The following is a 21,092-nucleotide window of genomic DNA, read 5'->3' as shown; positions in this document are numbered from 1 at the left end:
GGCGAACTTCAGCAGTTCCTCGGTGGGCACGATGTATCACGGAGCCTCTCGTTGCTACGCAGTGGTGACAATCCGTCTAGCGTACTGCGATCTTCGGCTTTTGCTTGACGATCGACAAAAGCCGACCTAGCGTGTGGTTTGCTGCGGCAAGGTCGCCGGAGCCCTGCGGGAGCTCGCGCCTCGCCGGTCGAGACCCTGGAACCCCTGTCGTTCGACCGTTTCCTCCTCTATGCACCGCTCGGCACGCAGTGTCGCAGCGGCCCATGAGTGACGTGGGTCACCCGCCGGTCGTCCTCGGCGGTTCGGACGGTCATGCCCACTTTTGTCGGTCACGGTGGGGTAACGAAGCGAAAGATCAGGACCTTCTGCTTGACCGCCGTCAAAAGGTCGGTTAGTTTCTCCCACATGGTCAACGCAGACCCTCAGCCCACCCGGCCGCTCCTGCAGATGCAGAGCATCGTCAAGCAGTTTCCCGGCGCCCGAGCACTCGACGGCGTCGATCTCGACATCCTCCCCGGAGAGGTCCACTGCCTCCTCGGTCAGAACGGGGCCGGCAAGTCCACCCTCATCAAGGTGCTAGCCGGCGCGCACCAGCCCAACGAGGGGCAGATCCTCATCGACGGCGAGGTGGTCACCATCCCGCACCCCGTGGCCGCGCTCAAGCTCGGGGTCGCCACGATGTACCAGGAGCTCGACGTCGTCGACGGTCTGACGGTCGCCGAGAACATCTACCTCGGGCACGAGCTGTCCACCGCGGGCTTCTCCAGCCGACGGACGGCGGCCAGGAACACGCGTGAGCTCATGAAGCGCCTGGGGCACCCCGAGATCTCGCCCCACCGCGAGGTGGGCGAGCTGTCCGCCGCGGGCAAGCAGATCGTGTCCATGGCCCGCGCCCTCTCGCACGACGCACGGGTGATCGTCATGGACGAGCCGTCCGCCGTGCTCGACAGCGAAGAGGTCGAGAACCTGTTCCGCGTCGTGCGCCAGCTCACCGAGAGCGGGGTCGCGATCGTCTACATCTCGCACCGTCTCGAGGAGATCCGGGCGATCGGCGACAGGATCACGGTCCTCAAGGACGGGCGCACGGTCGCGCAGAACCTCGCGGTCTCGCAGACACCGACCGCCGAGCTCATCAAGCTCATGACGGGTCGCGCGGTCGACAACGTCTTCCCGGGGCGCGAGCCGGTCGCCGAGGAGGCGGACGTGCTGCTCGCGGTCGAGTCGCTCGGGCTCGAGGGGAAGTTCGCGGACGTCTCGTTCGAGGTCCGTGCCGGTGAGGTCCTCGGCTTCGCCGGGCTCGTCGGCTCGGGCCGGTCCGAGATCCTCGAGACCGTCTACGGGGCGCGTCGCGCGACCCAGGGGACCGTCGCGGTCGGCGGCAAGAAGCTCCGCGGCGGCTCGGTCGCCGCCGCGGTCGACGCGGGCATCGGCCTGTGCCCCGAGGAGCGCAAGAGCCAGGGCCTGCTGCTCGACGAACCCGTCTACCGCAACATCACGCTCTCGACGTTCGGTCGCTTCGCGAAGGCGGGCTTCCTCGACGAGAGGGCGGAGCGGGCCGCGGCGAAGGAGCAGGCGGTCTCGCTCGACCTGCGCCCCGCCGGGGTCGAGCGGAACGCCCGGACGCTGTCCGGCGGCAACCAGCAGAAGGCGCTCCTGGCGCGCTGGCTCGTGCACGGGTGCCGGGTCCTCCTGCTCGACGAGCCCACCCGGGGCGTCGACGTCGGGGCGCGCGCCGAGATCTACGCACTGATCCGCGACCTCGCGGCGTCCGGTGCGGCCGTGCTCGTGGTCTCGAGCGAGATCGACGAGGTGCTCGGTCTCTCCGACCGCGTCCTCGTGATCTCGGAGGGACGCGTCGTGCACGAAGGCCCAGCAGATTCGATCGACGAGCACGGCGTGCTCGACCTCGTCATGGAAGGAAGTGCCGCATGAGCGAGCAGGAGGTGGCTCGCGCCGCCGTCGTGGACGGACCGGGGCACGCCCCGAGCTCCGAGGTGCCCGACGGCAGACGGTCGCGCCACAATTTGTTCAGTGGATCGGTGGGGCGGAACATCGGCCTCGTCGTGGCGCTCGTCGCGCTGTGCATCGTCGGGTACGCGACCGCGGGGGAGAACTTCGCGAACGTCAACAACCTGCTGACGATCCTGCGCCTTGCCGCCGTCCTGGGCGTCCTGAGCATCGGGATGACCTTCGTCATCACGGGCGGCGGGATCGACCTGTCCGTCGGGTCCGTCATGGGACTGGCCACGGTCTGGGCGAGCACGCTCGCGACCCAGACCATGGCCGCCGACACCCACTGGATCGTCATGGTCGGCGTGGCCCTCGCGGTCGGCACGGCGTGCGGCCTGATCAACGGCGTCCTCGTCGCCTACGGCAAGGTCGTCGCGTTCATGGCGACCCTCGCCATGATGGTGGGCGCCCGCGGTCTCGCCGAGATGATCTCCAACCGGCAGACGCAGCGCGTCACCGAGGTCGACGCGTTCCTCGACTTCTTCCGCGCGGACCTGCTCGGCGTCCCCGTGCTCGTGTGGATGTTCGCGGTCGTGGCCGTCGCCGGCTGGTTCCTCCTCAACCGCACGACGTTCGGCCGCCGCACGGTCGCCGTCGGTGGCAACCCCGAGGCGGCGCGGCTCGCAGGCATCAAGGTCAAGCGCCACACGATGTACCTCTACGGCCTGGTCGGTCTCACGACCGGCATCGCGGCCGTCATGATGCTCGCCCGCACCACGGCCGGGTCCTCGACGAACGGCCTGTTCTACGAGCTCGACGTCATCGCGGCGGTCGTCGTCGGCGGGACGCTCCTCGTGGGCGGTCGCGGGACGATCGTCGGCACCGTGCTCGGCGTCCTCATCTTCACCACGCTGACCAACGTCTTCACGCAGAACAACATGTCGACCTCGGCCCAGGCCGTCGCCAAGGGCGTGATCATCGTGGTCGCCGTGCTCCTCCAGCAGCGATTCGCCTCGCGCGCCAGATCCGCCTGACGCCCCGCCGTCGGGGCCTCTCGCAACCGCACCACCGCACCGCACCGCACCGCACCACCGCACCACGGCCCCGCCCCCCGGGGCCGGACCCCAGCACGTCCCAACCAGCACCAGCAGGACCAGAATCAAGGGAGATCCTCATGTCCGCTCGTACCCGCACCTCGGTGCGTCGCCGCCTGACCCTCGCCACCGTGGCTCTGACCTCGGTCGCGCTGTTCGCGTCGGCCTGCACGTCGAACACCCCGGAGGCCGAGGAGACCGGCGCGGCCGCCGCCCCCGTCGCGTCGTCCGACAACGACGCGTCGGGCGACAAGGTCGTCATCGGGTTCTCGGCCCCGGCCGCCGACCACGGCTGGATGGGAGCCATCACCAAGGCCGCCCAGGCCGAGGCCGCCAAGTACGACGACGTCGAGCTCAAGGTCGCCGAGGGCACCAACGACGTCAACCTCCAGATCAGCCAGATCGAGACCTTCATCAACGACGGTGTCGACGCGATCGTCATCCTGCCGTTCGACGGCGCCGCGCTGACCGAGGTCGCGACCGACGCCATGGAGGCGGGGATCACGGTCATCAACGTCGACCGCGAGTTCTCCAGCCCGTTCGCCGCACGGGCCACCGTGCTCGGCGACAACTACGGCATGGGCGTGAGCGCCGGCACGTACATCTGCGAGCAGCTCGGGGACAACAAGGACGCGGTCATCGCCGAGATCGCGGGCATCGACTCGCTGCCCCTGACGCAGGACCGCAGCCAGGGCTTCGCCGACGCGCTCGAGGGCTGCGGGCTCGACGTGAGCAACCGCGTCGCTGCCGACTTCACTGTCCAGGGCGGCGAGCAGGCCGCGTCGAACCTCCTGCAGGCCGCGCCCAAGATCGACGCGATCTGGAACCACGACGACGACCAGGGCATCGGCGTGCTCTCCGCGATCGACGCGGCAGGCCGTGACGAGTTCTTCATGGTCGGCGGCGCCGGGTCGAAGGACGTCATGGAGGACATCAAGGCGGGCGACACGGTCCTGCAGGCCACGGTCGTCTACCCGTCCACGCAGGCCGCCGACGGCATCAAGCTCGCCCGCCTCGCAGTCCAGGGCAAGTCGATGAGCGACCTCGCCTCGATGGGCGTCCCGCGCCAGATCCAGCTCTACGCGCCGGTCGTGACCAAGGACAACGTCGACGAGTACCTGCCGTCGGCCTTCCAGTCCTGAGCACGTCCCACCCCGTCGTCGTCACGGGCGGGCCGGTCGCCCCGGCTTCCCGCCCGCCCGTGACGTCCACCACGAAAGGAAGTGCCTGAGATGGCGCAAGACGGTCACCCGGCCCTCGGGATCGGCATGGTCGGGTACTCGTTCATGGGGGCTGCCCACTCGCAGGGATGGCGCACCGCACCGCGGTTCTTCGACCTGCCGCTCGCACCCGAGATGCGCGTGCTGGCCGGCCGGAACGCGGACGCGGTCACCGCGGCCGCGCACAAGCTCGGCTGGCGCGACGTCGAGACCGACTGGCGCAAGCTCGTGGCGCGCGACGACGTCGACCTGGTCGACATCTGCACCCCGGGCGACACGCACGCGGAGATCGCGATCGCGGCGCTCGAGGCGGGCAAGCACGTGCTGTGCGAGAAGCCGCTGGCCAACACGGTGGCCGAGGCCGAGCTCATGGTCGCCGCCGCCGAGGCGGCCGCGGAGCGCGGTGTGCTCTCCACGGTGGGCTTCACCTACCGTCGGGTCCCCGCGGTCCAGCTCGCACGCCAGCTCGTCGTCGACGGCAGGATCGGCACGGTCCGCCACGTGCGCGCCCAGTACCTCCAGGACTGGATCGCCGACGAGAACGTGCCGCTCTCGTGGCGCCTCGACAAGACCAAGGCGGGGTCCGGGGCGCTCGGCGACATCGGGGCGCACATCATCGACCTCGCGCAGTTCATCACGGGCGAGTCGATCACCGGGGTCTCGGGGGTCCTCGAGACGTTCGTCGACGAGCGCCCGATCGCGACCGGCTTCTCGGGCCTGTCCGGCACCGCCGGCACCGAGAAGGGCCCGGTCACGGTCGACGACGCCGCGGTCTTCCTCGCGCGGCTCACGGGCGGGGGGCTGGGGGTCTTCGAGGCCACCCGTTTCGCCTACGGTCGAAAGAACGCGATCCGGCTCGAGATCAACGGCTCGCGCGGCTCCGTGGCGTTCGACTTCGAGGACATGAACGTCCTGCACTTCTTCGACGCGTCCGACGACCCGCAGGTCGCGGGATTCCGGCGGATCGTCGTGACCGAGCCTCAGCACGCGTACATCGCGAGCTGGTGGCCGGCCGGCCACGGGCTCGGCTACGAGCACGCGTTCACGCACCAGGCCGTCGACCTCGTGCGCGACGTCGCGGCCGGCACCCAGCCCACCCCGTCCTTCGCCGACGGCCTGGCCGTCCAGCGAATCCTCGAAGCCGTCGAGCGCAGCGCTGCGTCCGACAGCGACTGGCAGCAGATCTGAGAGGAGGTCCACCGTCCCGCCGGACCGGCGGGGGAGCCACGTGGAACGTGGTGCGAGATGCCCGGCGGAGCAGGTCCGTCACCGGCGACGACGGGTCATGGCCGATGCCGTCGTCGCCCCGGAGCGCAGCACCCTTGTCCCATCATCACGAGGAGTCCTTGGTGAGAAACGTGCTCTGGAGAGCACCGCGCGCAACGATGCGCACGGTCGCGGCCGTCGCCGCTACCGCGGTGGCCCTCCCACTGTCCATGGCGACCGGGGCGGCGGCATTCGCCGCTGCACCCGGATCCCTCAGCTCCGTCCAGCCCGCCGCGTCCGTCGCGGCAGCCCCGGAGGCCGCCGCGGCGCCCTTCGACGCCCTGATCTTCTCCAAGACCGCCGGGTTCCGGCACGACGCGATCCCCGCCGGGATCGCGGCGATCGAGAAGCTCGGCACCGAGAACGGCTTCACGGTCGACGTCACGGAGGACGCGGCCGACTTCAACGACGCGAACCTCGCGCAGTACGAGGTCGTGATCTGGCTCTCGACGACCGGCGACGTGCTCAACACCGAGCAGCAGGCCTCGTTCGAGCGGTACATCGCCAACGGCGGCGGGTACGCCGGCGTGCACGCGGCGTCCGACACCGAGTACGACTGGCCCTGGTACGGCAACCTCGTGGGCGCCTACTTCTCCGGTCACCCGCAGAACCAGGACGCCACGATCAAGGTGGAGGACGGGGCCCACCCCTCGACCGCGCACCTGCCGTCCCGGTGGGACAGGTTCGACGAGTGGTACAACTTCCGCACGAGCCCGCGCGACAAGGTGCACGTGCTCGCGAGCCTCGACGAGACGTCCTACGACGCGGGCAGCGCCAAGATGGGCTCCGACCACCCGATCGCCTGGTGCCAGACCTACGAGGGCGGGCGCTCCTGGTACACCGGTGGCGGCCACACGCAGGCCAGCTACACCGAGCCGAACTTCGTCGAGCACCTGCTGGGCGGCATCCAGACCGCCGCGGGCGTCGTCGACTCGGACTGCAACGCGACGCAGAGCGCGAGCTTCGAGCGCGTCGCGCTCGACGAGGACACGAGCAACCCGATGATGCTCGACGTCGCCCCCGACGGCACGGTGTTCTACGCCGAGCGTGACGGCCGCGTCCGCCGCATCGACCACGACGCCAACGTCACCTCGACGGCGCTCACGCTGAACGTGACGCAGGCGAACGAGGACGGGCTGCTGGGCCTGGTGCTCGACCCCGACTTCGCCGGGAACGGCTGGCTCTACGCCTACTGGTCGCCAGCGAACGTCGGGTCGGACGGCCCGCACAACCGGATCTCGCGCTTCACCTACGACGCGGCGTCCAAGACGTTCGACCTCGCGAGCGAGAAGAAGCTCCTGACCGTGACGACGCAGCGCGACACGTGCTGCCACGCGGGCGGGGACATGATCTTCGACGACGACGGCAACCTGATCCTCGCCACGGGGGACAACACCAACCCGTTCGAGTCGGGCGGCTTCACGCCGACCGACGAGCGCCCCGGTCGCAAGAACTTCGACGCCCAGGGCTCGTCGGCGAACTCGAACGACCTGCGCGGCAAGGTGCTGCGCATCACGCCGCAGGACGACGGGACGTACACGGTCCCCGAGGGCAACATGTTCGCCCCGGGCACCGACAAGACGCGCCCCGAGATCTACGCCATGGGCTTCCGCAACCCGTTCCGGATCGGTCTCGACCCGGCCTCGGGCAACGTCCTCGTCGGCGACTACGGTCCCGACTCGGGGGCGGCCGACCCGGCCCGCGGTCCTCGTGGCGCGGTCGAGTGGAACGTCGTGAGCGAGCCGGGCTTCTACGGCTGGCCGTACTGCACGGGCGCCAACACGTCCTACGTCGACTACAACTTCGCGACCGGCCAGTCCGGTGCGTCGTTCGACTGCGCGGCGGGGACGACCAACGACTCGCCGAACAACACGGGTATCCAGAAGCTCCCGGCCGCCACGGCCGCCGAGATCTGGTACACCGGCGCGGCCAACCCGCAGTTCCCCGAGATCGGTGGCGGCGGCGCGCCCATGGGCGGCCCCGTGTACGAGTTCGACCCCGAGCTCGACTCCGACGTGAAGTGGCCCGCCTACTGGGACGGCAAGGCGCTGTTCGGCGAGTGGAACCACGGCACGATGTTCTCGATCCAGCTCGACGGCGACAAGCGTGACCAGATCGTCGACATCAACCGGGTGCTGCCGGGCGTGCTCGACCCGTCCAACGGGTTCGACCGGCCGATGGACTTCGACTTCGGTCCCGACGGCGCCCTGTACGTGATCGACTGGGGCTCGGGCTTCGGCGGAAACAACGACTCGAGCGCGGTCTACAAGGTCAACTACGTCCAGGGTGACCCGTCGCCCATCGCGCACGCCCAGGCGGACGTGACGAGCGGCTCCGCGCCCCTGACGGTCCAGTTCTCCTCGGAGGGCTCGCGTCACCCGGCGGGCGAGCCCATCTCGCTCCAGTGGACCTTCGGCGACGGCTCCGCGCCCTCGACCGAGGCCAACCCGACCCACACCTACACCGCGAACGGCTCCTACACGGCGCAGCTCACGGTGAGCGACCCCGACGGCAAGCTCGCGGTCGCGAACGTCACGATCGTCGTCGGCAACCAGGCGCCCGTGGTGAAGATCGAGTTCCCGGACAACGGCGGGTTCTTCGAGTGGGGTGACCAGGTCCGCTACCGGATCACGGTCGACGACCCCGACGGTGAGGTGGACTGCTCCACGGTGGCGCTGCGCACCTCGCTCGGCCACGACTCGCACGCGCACCCCATGGAGGAGCTGTACGGCTGCGAGGGCGTGCTCCAGACCGCTCGCGACGAGGGGCACGGCATCGAGTCGAACATCTTCTGGGTCATCGAGGGCTCGTACACGGACGACGGCGGCGACGCCGGCGTCCCGCTCACGGGCAACGCGCTGCAGGTGCTCCAGCCCAAGCGCGTCCAGTCGGAGTTCTACACCTCGACGGGTCGTGAGACCTCGATCGGCACGAGCGGCACCCCCGGCGTCCAGAAGGAGACCACCTCGGACTCCGCGGGCGGCGGCCAGAACCTGGGTTACATCGAGCCCGGTGACTGGTGGGCGCACGAGCCCGTGAGCCTGGCCAACGTCGAGGCGATCAGCCTGCGCGTGGCCTCGCCCAACGCGAACGGCGTGGTCTCGCTGCGCTGGGACGCGGCGGACGGCCCCGAGATCGGCCGGATCACCGTGCCGAACACGGGGGACTGGCAGGTCTACCGCGACGTGTCGACACAGCTGACGAACGTGCCGGAAGGCAGCGGGACGCTCTACTTCGTCCTGCTCTCGGGCGGCATCAACGTCAACTGGATGGACATCGAGGGCCGTGGCGTGACGGACAACGTCCGTCCCGACGTCGAGCTCGACGTGCCCACGCTCGCCGGTCCGGCCCCGCTGACGGTCACGGCGACCGCGACGGGCTCCGACCCCGACGGCGAGGCGTCCGACCTGGTGTACGCGTGGGACGACGGGCTGGGCGGCGGGTTCGTCGACGGCGGTCCCGAGTTCTCGCACACGTACACCGCGGCGGGCACCTACCGGCTCCAGGTCCGCGTGACCGACGCCGGTGGTGCGTACACGGTCAAGTACGTGAACATCAAGGTCAACGAGGCCGGTCCGGTCATGTGCTTCTCGGGCCGCTCGGACGACTTCACGGGCACCGCGGTGGACGAGGACCGCTGGTCCACGATCATCCGCCGGGACCAGAAGCTCGCGGTCTCCGACGGTCACCTGGTGATCCCCGCGAGCAAGGCGGACTTCTACGGCCAGGGCGAGGGACCGGTGTCCAACATCGTCCTGCAGGACCTGCCCTCGGGTCCGTGGACGGCGACCACCAAGGTCACCTTCCCGGCACGCGCGCAGTACCAGCAGGCCGGTCTGCTCCTGTGGGGCGACGGTGACAACTACGCCAAGATGGTCATCCAGGGCCGCGGGACCGGGGCCGACCCGAACTCGCGCGTCTTCCAGTTCATCCGTGAGGAGAACGGCGCGCCGAACGAGGTGGCCGCGTCCAACGTGAACATCACGACGGACTTCCCGGACACGTTCTACGTGCGCTACACGAGCGACGGGTCGAACCTGCGGGCGTACTACTCGGCCGACGGTCTGGACTTCACGGCCATGTCCGAGACCAAGTCGCTGCACGGGCTCGTGAACCCGAAGATCGGGCTCGTCGCGTTCGCGAACGACGGTTCCGTCCCCGACGTGGTCGACGCGAAGTTCGACTGGTTCCACATCACGCCGGACGACACGGCCACCGCGGCCGGGCCGGACGACGAGTTCGAGGGGACGTCGCTCGACGGCTGCCGCTGGAACAGCGTGGTCCGTCCTGACGCGTCGGGCCTCCGGGTGGCCGGTGGCAAGCTCGAGATCGACACGACGCCCACGGACATCTACGGCACGGGCAACACCGACGTGCCGAACATCGTCCTGCAGGACCAGCCTGCCGGTGACTGGACCGTCGAGACCAAGGTCGACGGCTCGACGTTCGACCAGCAGTACCAGCAGGGTGGTCTGATCCTGTACGGCGACGACGACAACTACGTCAAGCTGGACTTCATCACGAAGAACCAGCCGGGCGCGGCGGTCGACCGTGGGCTCGAGATGCGCAGCGAGGCCGGTGCGACCGTCCTCAACCCGCAGCCCAACGTCAACAGCCTGACGCAGGGCGTCTGGTGGCTGCGTCTGGCCAAGGTGGGTACGACCTACACGGGTTCGTACAGCGCCGACGGCGTGACGTGGACCGAGATGGCGGAGAAGGTCACCAACCCGGGTCTGGCGGACGCGAAGATCGGTCTGTACGCCCTGGGCGCGGGCCAGCAGGCCTCCGCGACCGCGACCTTCGAGCACTTCAAGGTCGTGGGCCCGGCAGCCGAGCCGCTCACGGTGAGCGGGTCGCTCGACCCGGCCTCGCCGTCGGGCGCGAACGGCTGGTGGACCGGTCCGGTGACCGTCACGGTCGCCACCACGGGCGGTGCGGCCGGCCAGCAGGTCTACCGCGAGTACCAGCTCGACGGCGGCGCGTGGGCCGAGTACACGGCCCCCGTGGTCGTGTCGGGCCCGGGCGAGCACACGCTCAAGGTGCGGGCCTCGGCCGGCACCGAGAACGCGACGGGCGCCGACGTGGTGGTCAAGATCGACGCCGACGGCCCGAGCGTGGCGGCGACGCTGCGCGAGGACCGCACGGTCGAGGTCGTCGCCACGGACGCCGTCTCGGGCGTCGCCTCGGTCGAGTACTCGCTCGACGGGACGACCTGGGCCGCGTACGACGCCCCGGTCGCCGTCGGTGACGAGGCCGTGACGTTCGCGTACCGGGCGACCGACCTGGCCGGGAACGTCTCGACGCAGTCGGTCGACGTGCCCGCCGGCGAGACCGTCCCCGTGACGGTCTCGGCGGCCCCCAAGTGCGTCGCGAACCGCGTGACGCTCGCGGTCACGGCCGTGAACTCGGGCGACGCCCCGGTCACGATCGTGGTCCGCTCGGCCTACGGCACCAAGACCTTCACGGGCGTCGCGGCGGGCAAGTCGGCCCACCAGTCCTTCGCGACCCGTGCGGCGTCGATCGACGCCGGACAGGTCACGGTCACCGCGACGGACGCCGAGGGGAGGACCACCACCTTCACGGTCGACCACGCCGCGGCGAGCTGCGGCTGACCGGCCCCGGTGAGGTCGTGGCGGTGACGCCGCGACCTCACCGGCAACGACCGGTGTGCCGTGGAGCGTCGACCGACGTGTGCTGACGGGGGCCCTTCGGCCGGGACCTCGCCAGCACGGTCGAAGGCCGCGCACACCCGGGTGCTCCCCGGACGACGACGTGAGTCGGCGACCGGGGAGCACCGGCCCCCGGCACCGGAACCCCGGTGCTCCGGCCGGTGCCGGGAGCCACCCCCTCCGAGACCGGAGGGGGCACCTGCGGGACCTGCGTCCCGCGGGCGAGCACCACCGGCTGCACCGCCGCGCGAGGCGCGGTCGTGCACCGCACGTCCAGCAGTACCGTTCGGTCCACCGGGCCGCACAGCCCGACGCACGACCCTTCTTCACGACGAGGTGATGAGCGACATGACTCAGCAGCAGAACCGGCACACCGGTCCCGACCGGGCGCGCACCCCGCGCCCTCGCGCCCGCTCCGGCCCCCTGACCCGCGCCCTTGGGCGCGTGCGCGCGGCCGCGGCCGCCGGCATGGCCCTGCTGCTCGGGACGCTGCTCGCGACCGTGCTCGGCGCGGTGCCCGCGAGCGCGCACGGAGGCGACATCATCCTGTCGATCGGCGGCGACGGCGCCGGCGGCATCTCGGTCAACGTGACCTACAAGACGGACGGGCACCCGGTCGAGGAGATCGTCGACGTCATGGTGACGGCGGTGTCCGACGCCGGGACGGAGATCGGCCCCCTCCAGCTCTCGTCGGCCTCCGAGGGCGTGGGGTGGTACACGTCCGCTCCCGACGTCCTGACCGACGGCCACTGGACCGTGACCGCGACGACGACCACCCCGGTCGCCACGACCGCGACCTCGCAGATCGACGTGGTCCCGCCGCCCGCCGCGCCCGCGCCCGCGGAGGACGGTGCGCAGGACGGTGCCGAGGGCGACGCCTCGGGAGAGGGGGCCTCGGCAGCGGCCGCGAGCGACGAGGGGTCGGGCGTCCCGACGACGGCGCTCGTCGTGGGGGGCGTGGTCCTGCTGCTCGCAGCGGGGGCCGTGCTCGTGCTCCGTCGCCGCGCGACGGCCACGAAGCGCCCCTGAGCCGGCACGCCCACCGAGCCCCAGAAACCACCCAGACATCCCGAACCACCGGGCGTCGGAACGAAGGAGACATCGACATGGCACGACCCATCACCCTGTTCACCGGCCAGTGGGCCGACCTGCCCTTCGAGGAGGTCGTGCGCCTCGCGTCGGGCTGGGGCTACGACGGCCTGGAGATCGCCTGCTGGGGCGACCACCTGGACCCGTGGCGCTGGGACGACGAGGAGTACGTCGCGGGCAAGCTCGCGCTGCTCGAGGCGCACGGGCTGAAGGTCTACGCGATCTCGAACCACCTCAAGGGGCAGGCGGTGTGCGACGACCCGATCGACCAGCGGCACCGCGACATCCTGTCGGACCGCGTGTGGGGCGACGGTGATCCTGAGGGTGTGCGGCAGCGCGCGGCCGAGGAGATGAAGAACACCGCCCGGCTCGCGGCGAGGCTGGGCGTCAAGACCGTCGTGGGCTTCACCGGCTCGTCGATCTGGAAGTACGTCGCGATGTTCCCGCCGGCGTCGCAGGACATGATCGACGCGGGCTACCAGGACTTCGCCGACCGGTGGAACCCGATCCTGGACGTCTTCGACGAGGTCGGGGTCCGCTTCGCCCACGAGGTGCACCCGAGCGAGATCGCGTACGACTACTGGACCACGGTCCGCACGCTCGAGGCGATCGGTCATCGCAAGGCGTTCGGCCTCAACTGGGACCCGAGCCACATGGTGTGGCAGGACCTGGACCCGGTCGGGTTCCTCTGGGACTTCCAGGACCGGATCTACCACGTGGACTGCAAGGACACGAAGAAGCGCATGCACAACGGCCGCAACGGTCGTCTGGGTTCGCACCTGGCCTGGGCCGACCCCCGCCGCGGCTGGGACTTCATCTCGACCGGCCACGGCGACGTGCCCTGGGAGGATGCCTTCCGGATGCTCAACAGCATCGGCTACGAGGGGCCCATCTCGGTCGAGTGGGAGGACGCGGGCATGGACCGCCTGGTGGGCGCGCCCGAGGCGCTCGCGTTCGTGAAGCAGTACGCGTTCGAGGCTCCCGAGGCCGCGTTCGACGCGGCGTTCTCGACCAAGGAGTAGGCCAGGAGCTCACCATGAGGGCGCCCTCCCACCCGGGAGGGCGCCCTTCGGCGTGCGCGGGGGACAGCGGTCTGCCGGGGAACGGTAGGCCTCGGCAATTGTTTAACCGATGGAGTTACCAAACGGTGACATCTAACATTCGGCTTTTGCTTGACGCTCGTCAGAAGTCGCCCTACGGTGTGGGACATGCGAGCCGAAGAAGTCGCGCGAGACCACGGGGCCATCGACGCCCCCGCCGCCAGGACGGAGCTGTCCGTCCTGGACGGACACGCCGCCGTGGGCGCTGCGACCATCCCCGTCCCTGACCGTTCCGCGACCGACCTGCTGCCGAGCCGCCTGCCCGCCGCGGGATACCGCGCCGGCCTCATCGGCACCGGCTTCATCGGCGAGGTCCACGCCCGTGCGATCCGCACGGCCGGGGGCGACCTCGTCTCCGTCGCCGGGATCGACCTCGACGGTGCCCGCGAGGCAGCAGCCGACCTCGGTGCGCAGAGCTACGCGGCCACAGCGCAGGAGCTCATCGACGACCCCGACGTCGACGTCGTGCACGTGTGCACCCCCAACTTCCTGCACGTCCCCCTGGCCACCGCGGCGCTCGCGGCAGGCAAGCACGTGGTGTGCGAGAAGCCCCTCGCCACCGACCTCGCCGGCGCCGTAGCGCTGGCCGACCTCGCCGCGCGGGCCTCCGCCACGGACGGCCGCGTCACCGTCGTGCCCTTCGCCTACCGCTTCCACCCGATGGTGCGCGAGGCGCGCGAGCGGGTGCGCAGCGGCGCCGTCGGCACGATCAGCCTGGTCCACGGGTCCTACCTCCAGGACTGGCTGCTGCGCGCGAGCGACGACAACTGGCGCGTCGACCCCGCGCTCGGCGGGGCGAGCCGCGCGTTCGGCGACATCGGGTCGCACTTCTGCGACCTCCTCGAGTTCACGACGGGCCAGCGCATCGTGCGGCTCGTCGCGCAGACTGCGACCGTCAACGCCGAGCGGCTCGGTGCCGACGGACGACCGACCGCGGTGCGCACCGAGGACGCCGTGACCCTCCAGTACGAGACCGACGGCGGGGCGCTCGGCTCCGCGGTCATCAGCCAGGTCTCGGCCGGCCGCAAGAACCGCCTCTTCCTCGAGATCTCCGGCTCCGAGTCGACGCTCGCGTTCGACCAGGAGGCCCCCGAGAGCCTCTGGGAGGGCCGCCGTGACACGAGCCGCCTGCTCGTGCGCGACCCCGAGGCGCTCTCGCCCGCGGCCGCCCGCTACTCCCGGCTCCCCGCGGGTCACCCCCAGGGGTACCAGGACTGCTTCAACGCTCTCGTCGGCGACACCGCCGCGGCCATCGCCGGGCGCACGCCCGACGGGCTGCCCACGTTCGCCGACGGGCTCCGGGCCGCGCACCTCGCGGAGGCCGTGGCCCGTTCCGCACGCACCGGCACCTGGGTGGAGGTAGAGGCATGACAGCACCGACGGCGGGCGAGGGCGCGAGCGCGCCCCTCCTGCAGCTGCGGGGCATCGGCAAGGTCTTCTTCGGCAACTCGGTCCTGCGCGGCATCGACCTCGACGTGCGACCCGGCGAGGTCCACGCGCTCGTCGGGGAGAACGGCGCCGGCAAGTCCACGCTCATGAAGATCATCGCCGGGGTCCACCAGCCCGACGCGGGGACCATGGAGCTCGACGGCGCGCCCGCCACGTTCGCGTCCCCGCTCGCCGCGCAGGCGGCCGGGGTCTCGACCGTCTTCCAGGAGTTCAACCTCCTGCCCGAGCGCACGGTCGCGGAGAACGTCTACCTCGGTCGCGAGCCGCGCCGGTTCGGGATCGTCGACGCCCGGCGCATGGCCCGCGACACCGACGCGCTGCTCGCCGACCTCGGCCTCCACGGCCTCGCGTCGTGGATGCGTGTCGGGTCGCTGTCGGTGGCCGAGCAGCAGATCGTCGAGATCGTCAAGGCCGTCTCCTACGACGCACGCATCATCTCGATGGACGAGCCCACCGCGGCCCTCGCCGACCAGGAGGTCGAGCTGCTGTACGCGCTCGTCCAGCAGCTGCGCTCCCGCGGGGTCGCGATCCTCTACGTCTCGCACCGCCTGAAGGAGATCTTCGACCTCTGCGACACCATCACGGTCCTCAAGGACGGCGACTTCGTCCTGACGACCGCGACGGCCGACATCTCCCCGGACCAGCTCGTGCGGACCATGGTCGGGCGCGAGTTCGCGGGCTACTACCCGGACAAGGACCCGGGCACGGTGCCCGGAGCCGTCAAGCTCGCCCTCGCGGGTGCGGGCAACACCCAGGTCGACGCGATCGACCTCGAGGTCCGCGCAGGGGAGATCGTGGCGCTCGCGGGGCTCCAGGGCAGCGGGCGCACCGAGATCGCGCACGGCGTGTTCGGTGTCGCCCCCTTCACGCGGGGGACGGTCCTGCTCGACGGCAAGCCCGTCACGGTCGGCTCGGCCCGCGAGGCGGTCCGCCTCGGGCTCGCGCTCGTGACCGAGGACCGCAAGGCCGAGGGCCTCGCGCTCGAGCAGTCGATCTCCGCGAACGCGCGGCTCGTGCTCGACGCCGTGACCCCCGGTTCGTCCGACCGCCGCGCCAAGGCGATCCCCGGCATCCTGTCGTCGCTCGACCTGGTCTCGCGCTCCGAGGACGCAGAGGTCCAGTACCTCTCGGGCGGGAACCAGCAGAAGGTCGTCCTGGCCAAGTGGCTCGTGACGGACCCGTCGGTCATCGTGCTCGACGAACCCACGCGAGGCATCGACGTCGGCGCCAAGCGCGCGGTCTACGACCTCATGCGCACCCTCACGGCGCGCGGGGTCGCGATCCTGCTCATCTCGTCCGAGCTCCCCGAGGTCGTCGCCATGGCCGACCGCATCCTCGTGATGCGCGACGGCCGCCTGGCCGGCGAGCTCCCCGCGGGCAGCGACGAGGAGACCATCATGGCGCTCGCGACCGGGGCGGGGGACACGTCGGAGCACGTCGAGGTCGACCTCTCCGCGCTCGACGTCCCCGTCGGGTCCACCGTCCGACCACCCCGTCCCGCGCACAGCGACACCCTCCAGGAGGAGAAATGAGCACCGCGGTGAGCACCGCTTCGCCCAGGGCGGGGAGCGCGACGTCCGGCCCCCGACGGCGCCGGCTCGGCTCGACGGGCATCGTCTACCTCGCGCTCGTCGGCATCCTCGTGATCTCGGCCGGTCTCGTCGCAGCACAGGGCGGCAGCTTCTTCAGCCAGGGGAACCTGTTCTACCTGCTGTCCCAGACGAGCCTGCTGGGCTTCGTCGCGATCGGCCAGACGTTCGTCATCCTCTGCAAGTCGCTCGACCTGTCGGTCGGGTACGTCGTGGCCTGGTCCTCGTTGGTGGCCGCGACGACCATGGCCGGTGACCCGTCGCGCATCTGGCTCGGTGTGGTGGCGGCGCTCGCGGTCGCCGCGGGCGTCGGGCTGGTCAACGGGCTCGTCATCTCGAAGCTCCGCGTGAACTCGTTCATCGCGACGCTCGGTGTCGGTCTCATCATCAAGGGCTACCTCGACACGCAGTTCAAGGGCCCGTCGGGCGAGGTCCCCAAGGCGTTCCAGTCCTTCGGGTACACACGCATCGGCCCGGTGCCGGTCTCGGTCGTCGTGCTCGCGGTGGTCATGGTGCTCGGCGTCGTGCTCCTGACCCGCACCCGCCCGGGCTATCACATGTTCGCGGTCGGGGGGAACATCGACGTCGCCCGCCTCTCGGGGATCCGCACGGACCGGTCGATCATCTTGGCCCACGTCCTGTGCTCGCTGTGCGCGGGCGTGGCCGGTCTCCTCATCGCGGCGCGGTTCGGCACGGGCAACGCCCTGGTCTACACCTACGGCTACGACCTCAACTCGATCGCCGCCGTGGTGCTCGGCGGGACCCTGCTCATGGGAGGCCGTGGCTCGATCCTCGGCACCATCGCCGGCGTCCTGATCCTCGCCTCGCTCGACACCGTGTTCAACGTGCTCGACGTCAGCCCGTTCTTCAAGGACGTCCTGCGCGGCGCGATCATCATCGCCGCTGTCGCCATGTACGCCCGCCGCCAGATCGACCCCGCCAGCAGCAGAGCGAGGTTCCGGGCCCTGGCCCAGTCCGTCCGACCGGGCTCCCGCAGCGGACCGGGCGGCCCAGGGGCGCCCGCGAACCCCGAGAACCCGTCCGCCACGACCGGCAAGGAGGCCACCCGATGAGCGCGAGCAGCCCCGCGACCCGCCCGAGCACCCCGGGCGCCACGCCGACCGAGACCCGGGGCGGCTTCTCCCGCTGGGTCCAGCGCGTCACGTCCGGCAGCACCTGGACGGTCTACGCCCTGCTGATCGTGGTGTTCGTCGCGATCCTCGTGATGAACCCCTCGTTCGGCGAGCCCATGTCGCTCATGGCCTTCCTCAAGAAGGCGGCGCCGCTCATCGTGCTCGCGATCGGGCAGTACTTCGTCATCGTGTCGGGGGAGTTCGACCTCTCGGTCGGCTCGCTCGTCGGGGCGCAGGTCGTCATCGCGGCCAAGCTCATCGACGGCGAGGACTCCATGACCTGGCCCGTGATCGGTCTCATGGTCCTGTTCGGCCTGGCGGTGGGGCTCGTCAACGGCCTGATCGTCACGCTCCTGAAGGTCCCGTCGTTCATCACGACGCTCGGCATGATGCTCGTGCTCTACGGCGCGATCCGCCTCTGGACCGGCGGGGCGCCCACGGGGTCGCTCACGGACGGCTTCCGCCAGTGGGGTCGCGGGGGACTGCCCGACACCCCGGGACAGTTCCAGGTCCCCTACGCGGTGCTCATCACGCTCGTGCTCGGCGTGATCGCGGTGGTCCTCATGCGGCGCCCGTTCGGCCGCACGCTCGTCGCGACCGGCGACAACGACGTGGCCGCGGCGTTCTCGGGCGCCTCGGTCTGGTGGGTGCGCACGCGGGCCTTCCTGTTCTCGGGCTTCATGGCCACGGTCGCGGGCATCCTCATCGGTGGCTACGCCGGCGTGACGGCCCAGGTGGGCGAGGGACTGGAGTTCATGGCGATCACCGCGGTCGTCCTGGGCGGCGTCGTCCTGGGCGGCGGCCGGGGGTCGGTGGTCGCGGCCATGGCCGGTGCGCTGACGCTCGAGGCCCTGTTCACGCTGTTCAACCAGCTCAGCCTGCCGTCCACCATCCGCCCCGCGGTCCAGGGCGTGATCATCATCGTCGCGGTGGCCTACGCCGCGATGCCGCGCCGCTCCAAGGCTGCTCCCACGAGCAGCCCGAGCCCTCCCACCACCCCGGCAGGGGTCACCGAACCCACCGTCCCGAAGGAGCCCCAGCCAGCAGCGCCCTAGTCCTCCGGTCACCACCCGGAACGCCACACAGATCCGTCCCCGACAGACCGTCGCGCAGCTGCGACGGGCAGGACAACGAAGTCTTCCGATCACAGGAGAAGGAACATGCGACGCTCTCGAGTTCTCATGGCAGGGGCCGCGACCGCGGCACTGCTGTTCACCGCTGCGTGCAGCACCGACGTGCCCGACGCCCCCGCCGGGGGCGAGACCGCGACCGAGGCGGGGGAGGAGTCGAACGAGTCGGGTGCGAACAGCCAGTGGTTCGTGCAGGCCGACTACGACCGTCAGCTCGCCCAGCGCACCGCGGTGCCCGAGGGACCGGCCGAGCAGCCGTGGCTGCAGGCGATCGACCCCGAGTACGTGGACACCGCGCAGTACGCCAAGGAGGGCGGCAAGAAGCTCTGCTTCTCCAACGCCTCGGTCTCCAACCCGTGGCGCGTGACGGGCTTCATCACGATGCAGCAGCAGGTCGAGGTCCTCAAGGCCTCGGGCGAGATCTCGGAGTTCCGCGTCTCGGACGCCGCGGACGACGACAACAAGCAGATCTCGGACATCCAGGCGTTCGTCGAGGCCGGTGACTGCGACGCGATCATCATCTCGCCGTCGACCACCGCGACGCTGACCCCTGCGGTCGAGGCGGCGTGCGAGTCCGGCAAGCCCGTCATCGTGTTCGACCGCGGCGTCAACTCCGACTGCATGGTGACCTACATCCACCCGATCGGCGGCTACGCCTACGGCGCCGACGGCGCCGAGTTCCTGGTCGAGAACCTCGAGCCCGGCTCGAAGGTCCTGGCCCTGCGCATCCTGCCCGGCGTCGACGTCCTGGAGAACCGCTGGGCCGCCGCGGACAAGATCTTCTCCGAGAGCGACATCGAGGTCGTGGGCCAGGAGTTCACCGGTGGTGACGGCGCGAAGATCAAGGACATCGTGACGCAGTACCTGCAGCGCGGTGACGTGGACGGCATCTGGATGGACGCCGGTGACGGCGCCGTCGCGGCGGTCGAGGCGTTCGAGGACGCCGGCAAGCCCTACCCGGTCTTCATGGGCGAGGACGAGCTGAGCTTCATGCGCAAGTGGAAGGAGACGGACATGACCGCCCTGGGCGCCGTGTACTCCAACTTCCAGTGGCGCACCCCGATCCTCGCGGCCCAGATGATCTGGAACGGCGAGCAGGTCCCGGCCGAGTGGGTCCTGCCGCAGTCGCCCATCACGGGCGAGGACCTGGACGCCTACCTCGAGGCCAACAAGGACATGCCCTCGCTGCACTACGCCAAGTTCGGCGGCGAGGACCTGCCCGGCTACCCCGAGGCATGGACGAACCGCTGACCCGGTCCGCGGTCGCGTCAGACCCCGGTCGGTGACCGAGGCCCGGTGCACACGCCGGGCACCGCACGACCGGTAGCCGCCCCGCCGGTCCCTCGCTCTCCTCGGGGGACCGGCCGGGAGCCGGCACGCACAGCACCGTCCCGGGCGCCCGACGACGGAGCGCACCTTCCCCGCGAAGGTGGGCTCCGGCGTCGGGCGCCCGGGCAACGCACCCACCGACGAAAGAGAGCACCGTGGCTCGCACGCGCCCCCTGGGGGTCAACACCTGGGTGTGGACCTCGCCCCTGACCGACGCCTCCCTGCGCGAGATCGCCCCGCGAGTCGCCGGGTGGGGCTTCGACGTCCTCGAGCTGCCCGTCGAGGACGTGACGGACTGGAACCCGCAGCTCGCCGCGGACGTCCTCGCCGAGCACGGGCTCGGGGCATCGGTCTCGCTCGTCATGGGACCGGGACGCGAGCTCGTCTCGGCCGACGCCGGCACGATCCGCCGGACCCAGGACTACCTGCGCCAGGTCGTCGACATGGCGCACGTGGTCGGTTCCCGCGTCATCGGCGGACCTGCGTACGCGTCCGTGGGGCGCACCTGGCGGATGACCGCAGGCCAGCGCGAGGCCGCGAACGCCGAGCTGGTCGACCACCTGGCCCCCGTCGTCGAGCACGCGATGGCCGCGGGCGTGCGGATCGGCCTCGAACCGCTCAACCGCTACGAGACGAGCCTGGTCAACACGGTCGACCAGGGCCTCGCCGTCGTCGCGCCCCTCCCGTCCGAGGGGATCGGGCTCATGCTCGACATCTACCACATGAACATCGAGGAGACGGACCTGGCGGCCGCGGTGACGCGCGCCGGGGACCGCATCGCGCACGTGCAGGTCTGCGGCAACGACCGCGGGGCCCCCGGCAGCGATCACCTCGACTGGCACGCGTTCCTCGGCGCGCTCGACCGGGTGGGCTACGACGGCTCGCTGTGCATCGAGTCGTTCACCGCCGACAACGCGACCATCGCGACGGCCGCCTCGATCTGGCGACCGCTCGCCCCCACCCAGGACGCCATCGCTGTCGATGGCCTGGCCTTCCTGAAAGGACTGATGCGCGGCTGACCGATCGGTAGGTGCAGGACCGACGGCGCCGGCACGCCGTGGGACGACGTAACTC

Annotated in this window: 13 protein-coding genes; all 13 read left to right on the top strand. The window is 70.7% G+C overall.

Annotation, left to right across the window (positions count from 1 at the left end; translation table 11 throughout):
• The first annotated feature begins 405 nt into the window (after positions 1-405).
• The 13 genes from JOD48_RS14410 (at position 406) to JOD48_RS14350 (ending at position 21,037) form a co-directional block, all read left to right on the top strand.
• Positions 406-1,932 (top strand): sugar ABC transporter ATP-binding protein, encoded by a 1,527-nt coding sequence (locus tag JOD48_RS14410; protein ID WP_204809607.1) that lies wholly within the window; start codon positions 406-408, stop codon positions 1,930-1,932.
• Entirely contained in the window at positions 1,929-2,984 is a 1,056-nt protein-coding gene (locus tag JOD48_RS14405; protein WP_204809606.1) for an ABC transporter permease, read from the top strand. The genes JOD48_RS14410 and JOD48_RS14405 overlap by 4 nt, the downstream gene beginning before the upstream one ends.
• A 140-nt stretch (positions 2,985-3,124) precedes the next feature.
• On the top strand, positions 3,125-4,186 hold the full coding sequence (locus tag JOD48_RS14400) for a substrate-binding domain-containing protein (protein WP_191792194.1): 1,062 nt from the start codon (positions 3,125-3,127) through the stop codon (positions 4,184-4,186).
• Between the two features lie 90 nt (positions 4,187-4,276).
• The gene (locus JOD48_RS14395; RefSeq protein ID WP_191792193.1) at positions 4,277-5,452 is read left to right on the top strand and encodes a Gfo/Idh/MocA family protein; all 1,176 of its coding nucleotides are present in this window, start codon (positions 4,277-4,279) and stop codon (positions 5,450-5,452) included.
• A gap of 161 nt (positions 5,453-5,613) precedes the next feature.
• Positions 5,614-11,142: a ThuA domain-containing protein gene (locus tag JOD48_RS14390; protein ID WP_307824170.1), complete on the top strand. Its 5,529-nt coding sequence runs from the start codon at positions 5,614-5,616 to the stop codon at positions 11,140-11,142.
• A 396-nt stretch (positions 11,143-11,538) separates the two neighbouring features.
• Positions 11,539-12,228 (top strand): hypothetical protein, encoded by a 690-nt coding sequence (locus tag JOD48_RS14385; RefSeq protein ID WP_191792192.1) that lies wholly within the window; start codon positions 11,539-11,541, stop codon positions 12,226-12,228.
• A gap of 77 nt (positions 12,229-12,305) precedes the next feature.
• Positions 12,306-13,310 (top strand): sugar phosphate isomerase/epimerase family protein, encoded by a 1,005-nt coding sequence (locus JOD48_RS14380; RefSeq protein WP_191792191.1) that lies wholly within the window; start codon positions 12,306-12,308, stop codon positions 13,308-13,310.
• Between the two features lie 186 nt (positions 13,311-13,496).
• Positions 13,497-14,759: a Gfo/Idh/MocA family protein gene (locus JOD48_RS14375; protein ID WP_204809605.1), complete on the top strand. Its 1,263-nt coding sequence runs from the start codon at positions 13,497-13,499 to the stop codon at positions 14,757-14,759.
• Positions 14,756-16,369, top strand: a complete 1,614-nt coding sequence (locus tag JOD48_RS14370; RefSeq protein ID WP_204809604.1) for a sugar ABC transporter ATP-binding protein — start codon at positions 14,756-14,758, stop codon at positions 16,367-16,369. The genes JOD48_RS14375 and JOD48_RS14370 overlap by 4 nt, the downstream gene beginning before the upstream one ends.
• Positions 16,366-17,499, top strand: a complete 1,134-nt coding sequence (locus tag JOD48_RS14365; protein WP_191792188.1) for an ABC transporter permease — start codon at positions 16,366-16,368, stop codon at positions 17,497-17,499. Before JOD48_RS14370 ends, JOD48_RS14365 begins: the two co-directional genes overlap by 4 nt.
• Entirely contained in the window at positions 17,496-18,614 is a 1,119-nt protein-coding gene (locus JOD48_RS14360) for an ABC transporter permease (protein ID WP_204809603.1), read from the top strand. The genes JOD48_RS14365 and JOD48_RS14360 overlap by 4 nt, the downstream gene beginning before the upstream one ends.
• A gap of 105 nt (positions 18,615-18,719) precedes the next feature.
• Positions 18,720-19,940, top strand: coding sequence for a substrate-binding domain-containing protein (locus JOD48_RS14355; protein ID WP_191792186.1), 1,221 nt, complete (start codon positions 18,720-18,722; stop codon positions 19,938-19,940).
• Between the two features lie 233 nt (positions 19,941-20,173).
• Positions 20,174-21,037: a sugar phosphate isomerase/epimerase family protein gene (locus tag JOD48_RS14350; protein WP_204809602.1), complete on the top strand. Its 864-nt coding sequence runs from the start codon at positions 20,174-20,176 to the stop codon at positions 21,035-21,037.
• The last annotated feature ends 55 nt before the right edge of the window (positions 21,038-21,092 follow it).

The organism is Oerskovia paurometabola, from assembly GCF_016907365.1.
Taxonomy (GTDB): Bacteria; Actinomycetota; Actinomycetes; order Actinomycetales; family Cellulomonadaceae; genus Oerskovia; species Oerskovia paurometabola.
The sequence above is the reverse complement of the archived record's forward strand: the minus strand, read 5'-3'. Positions and strand labels throughout refer to the sequence as shown.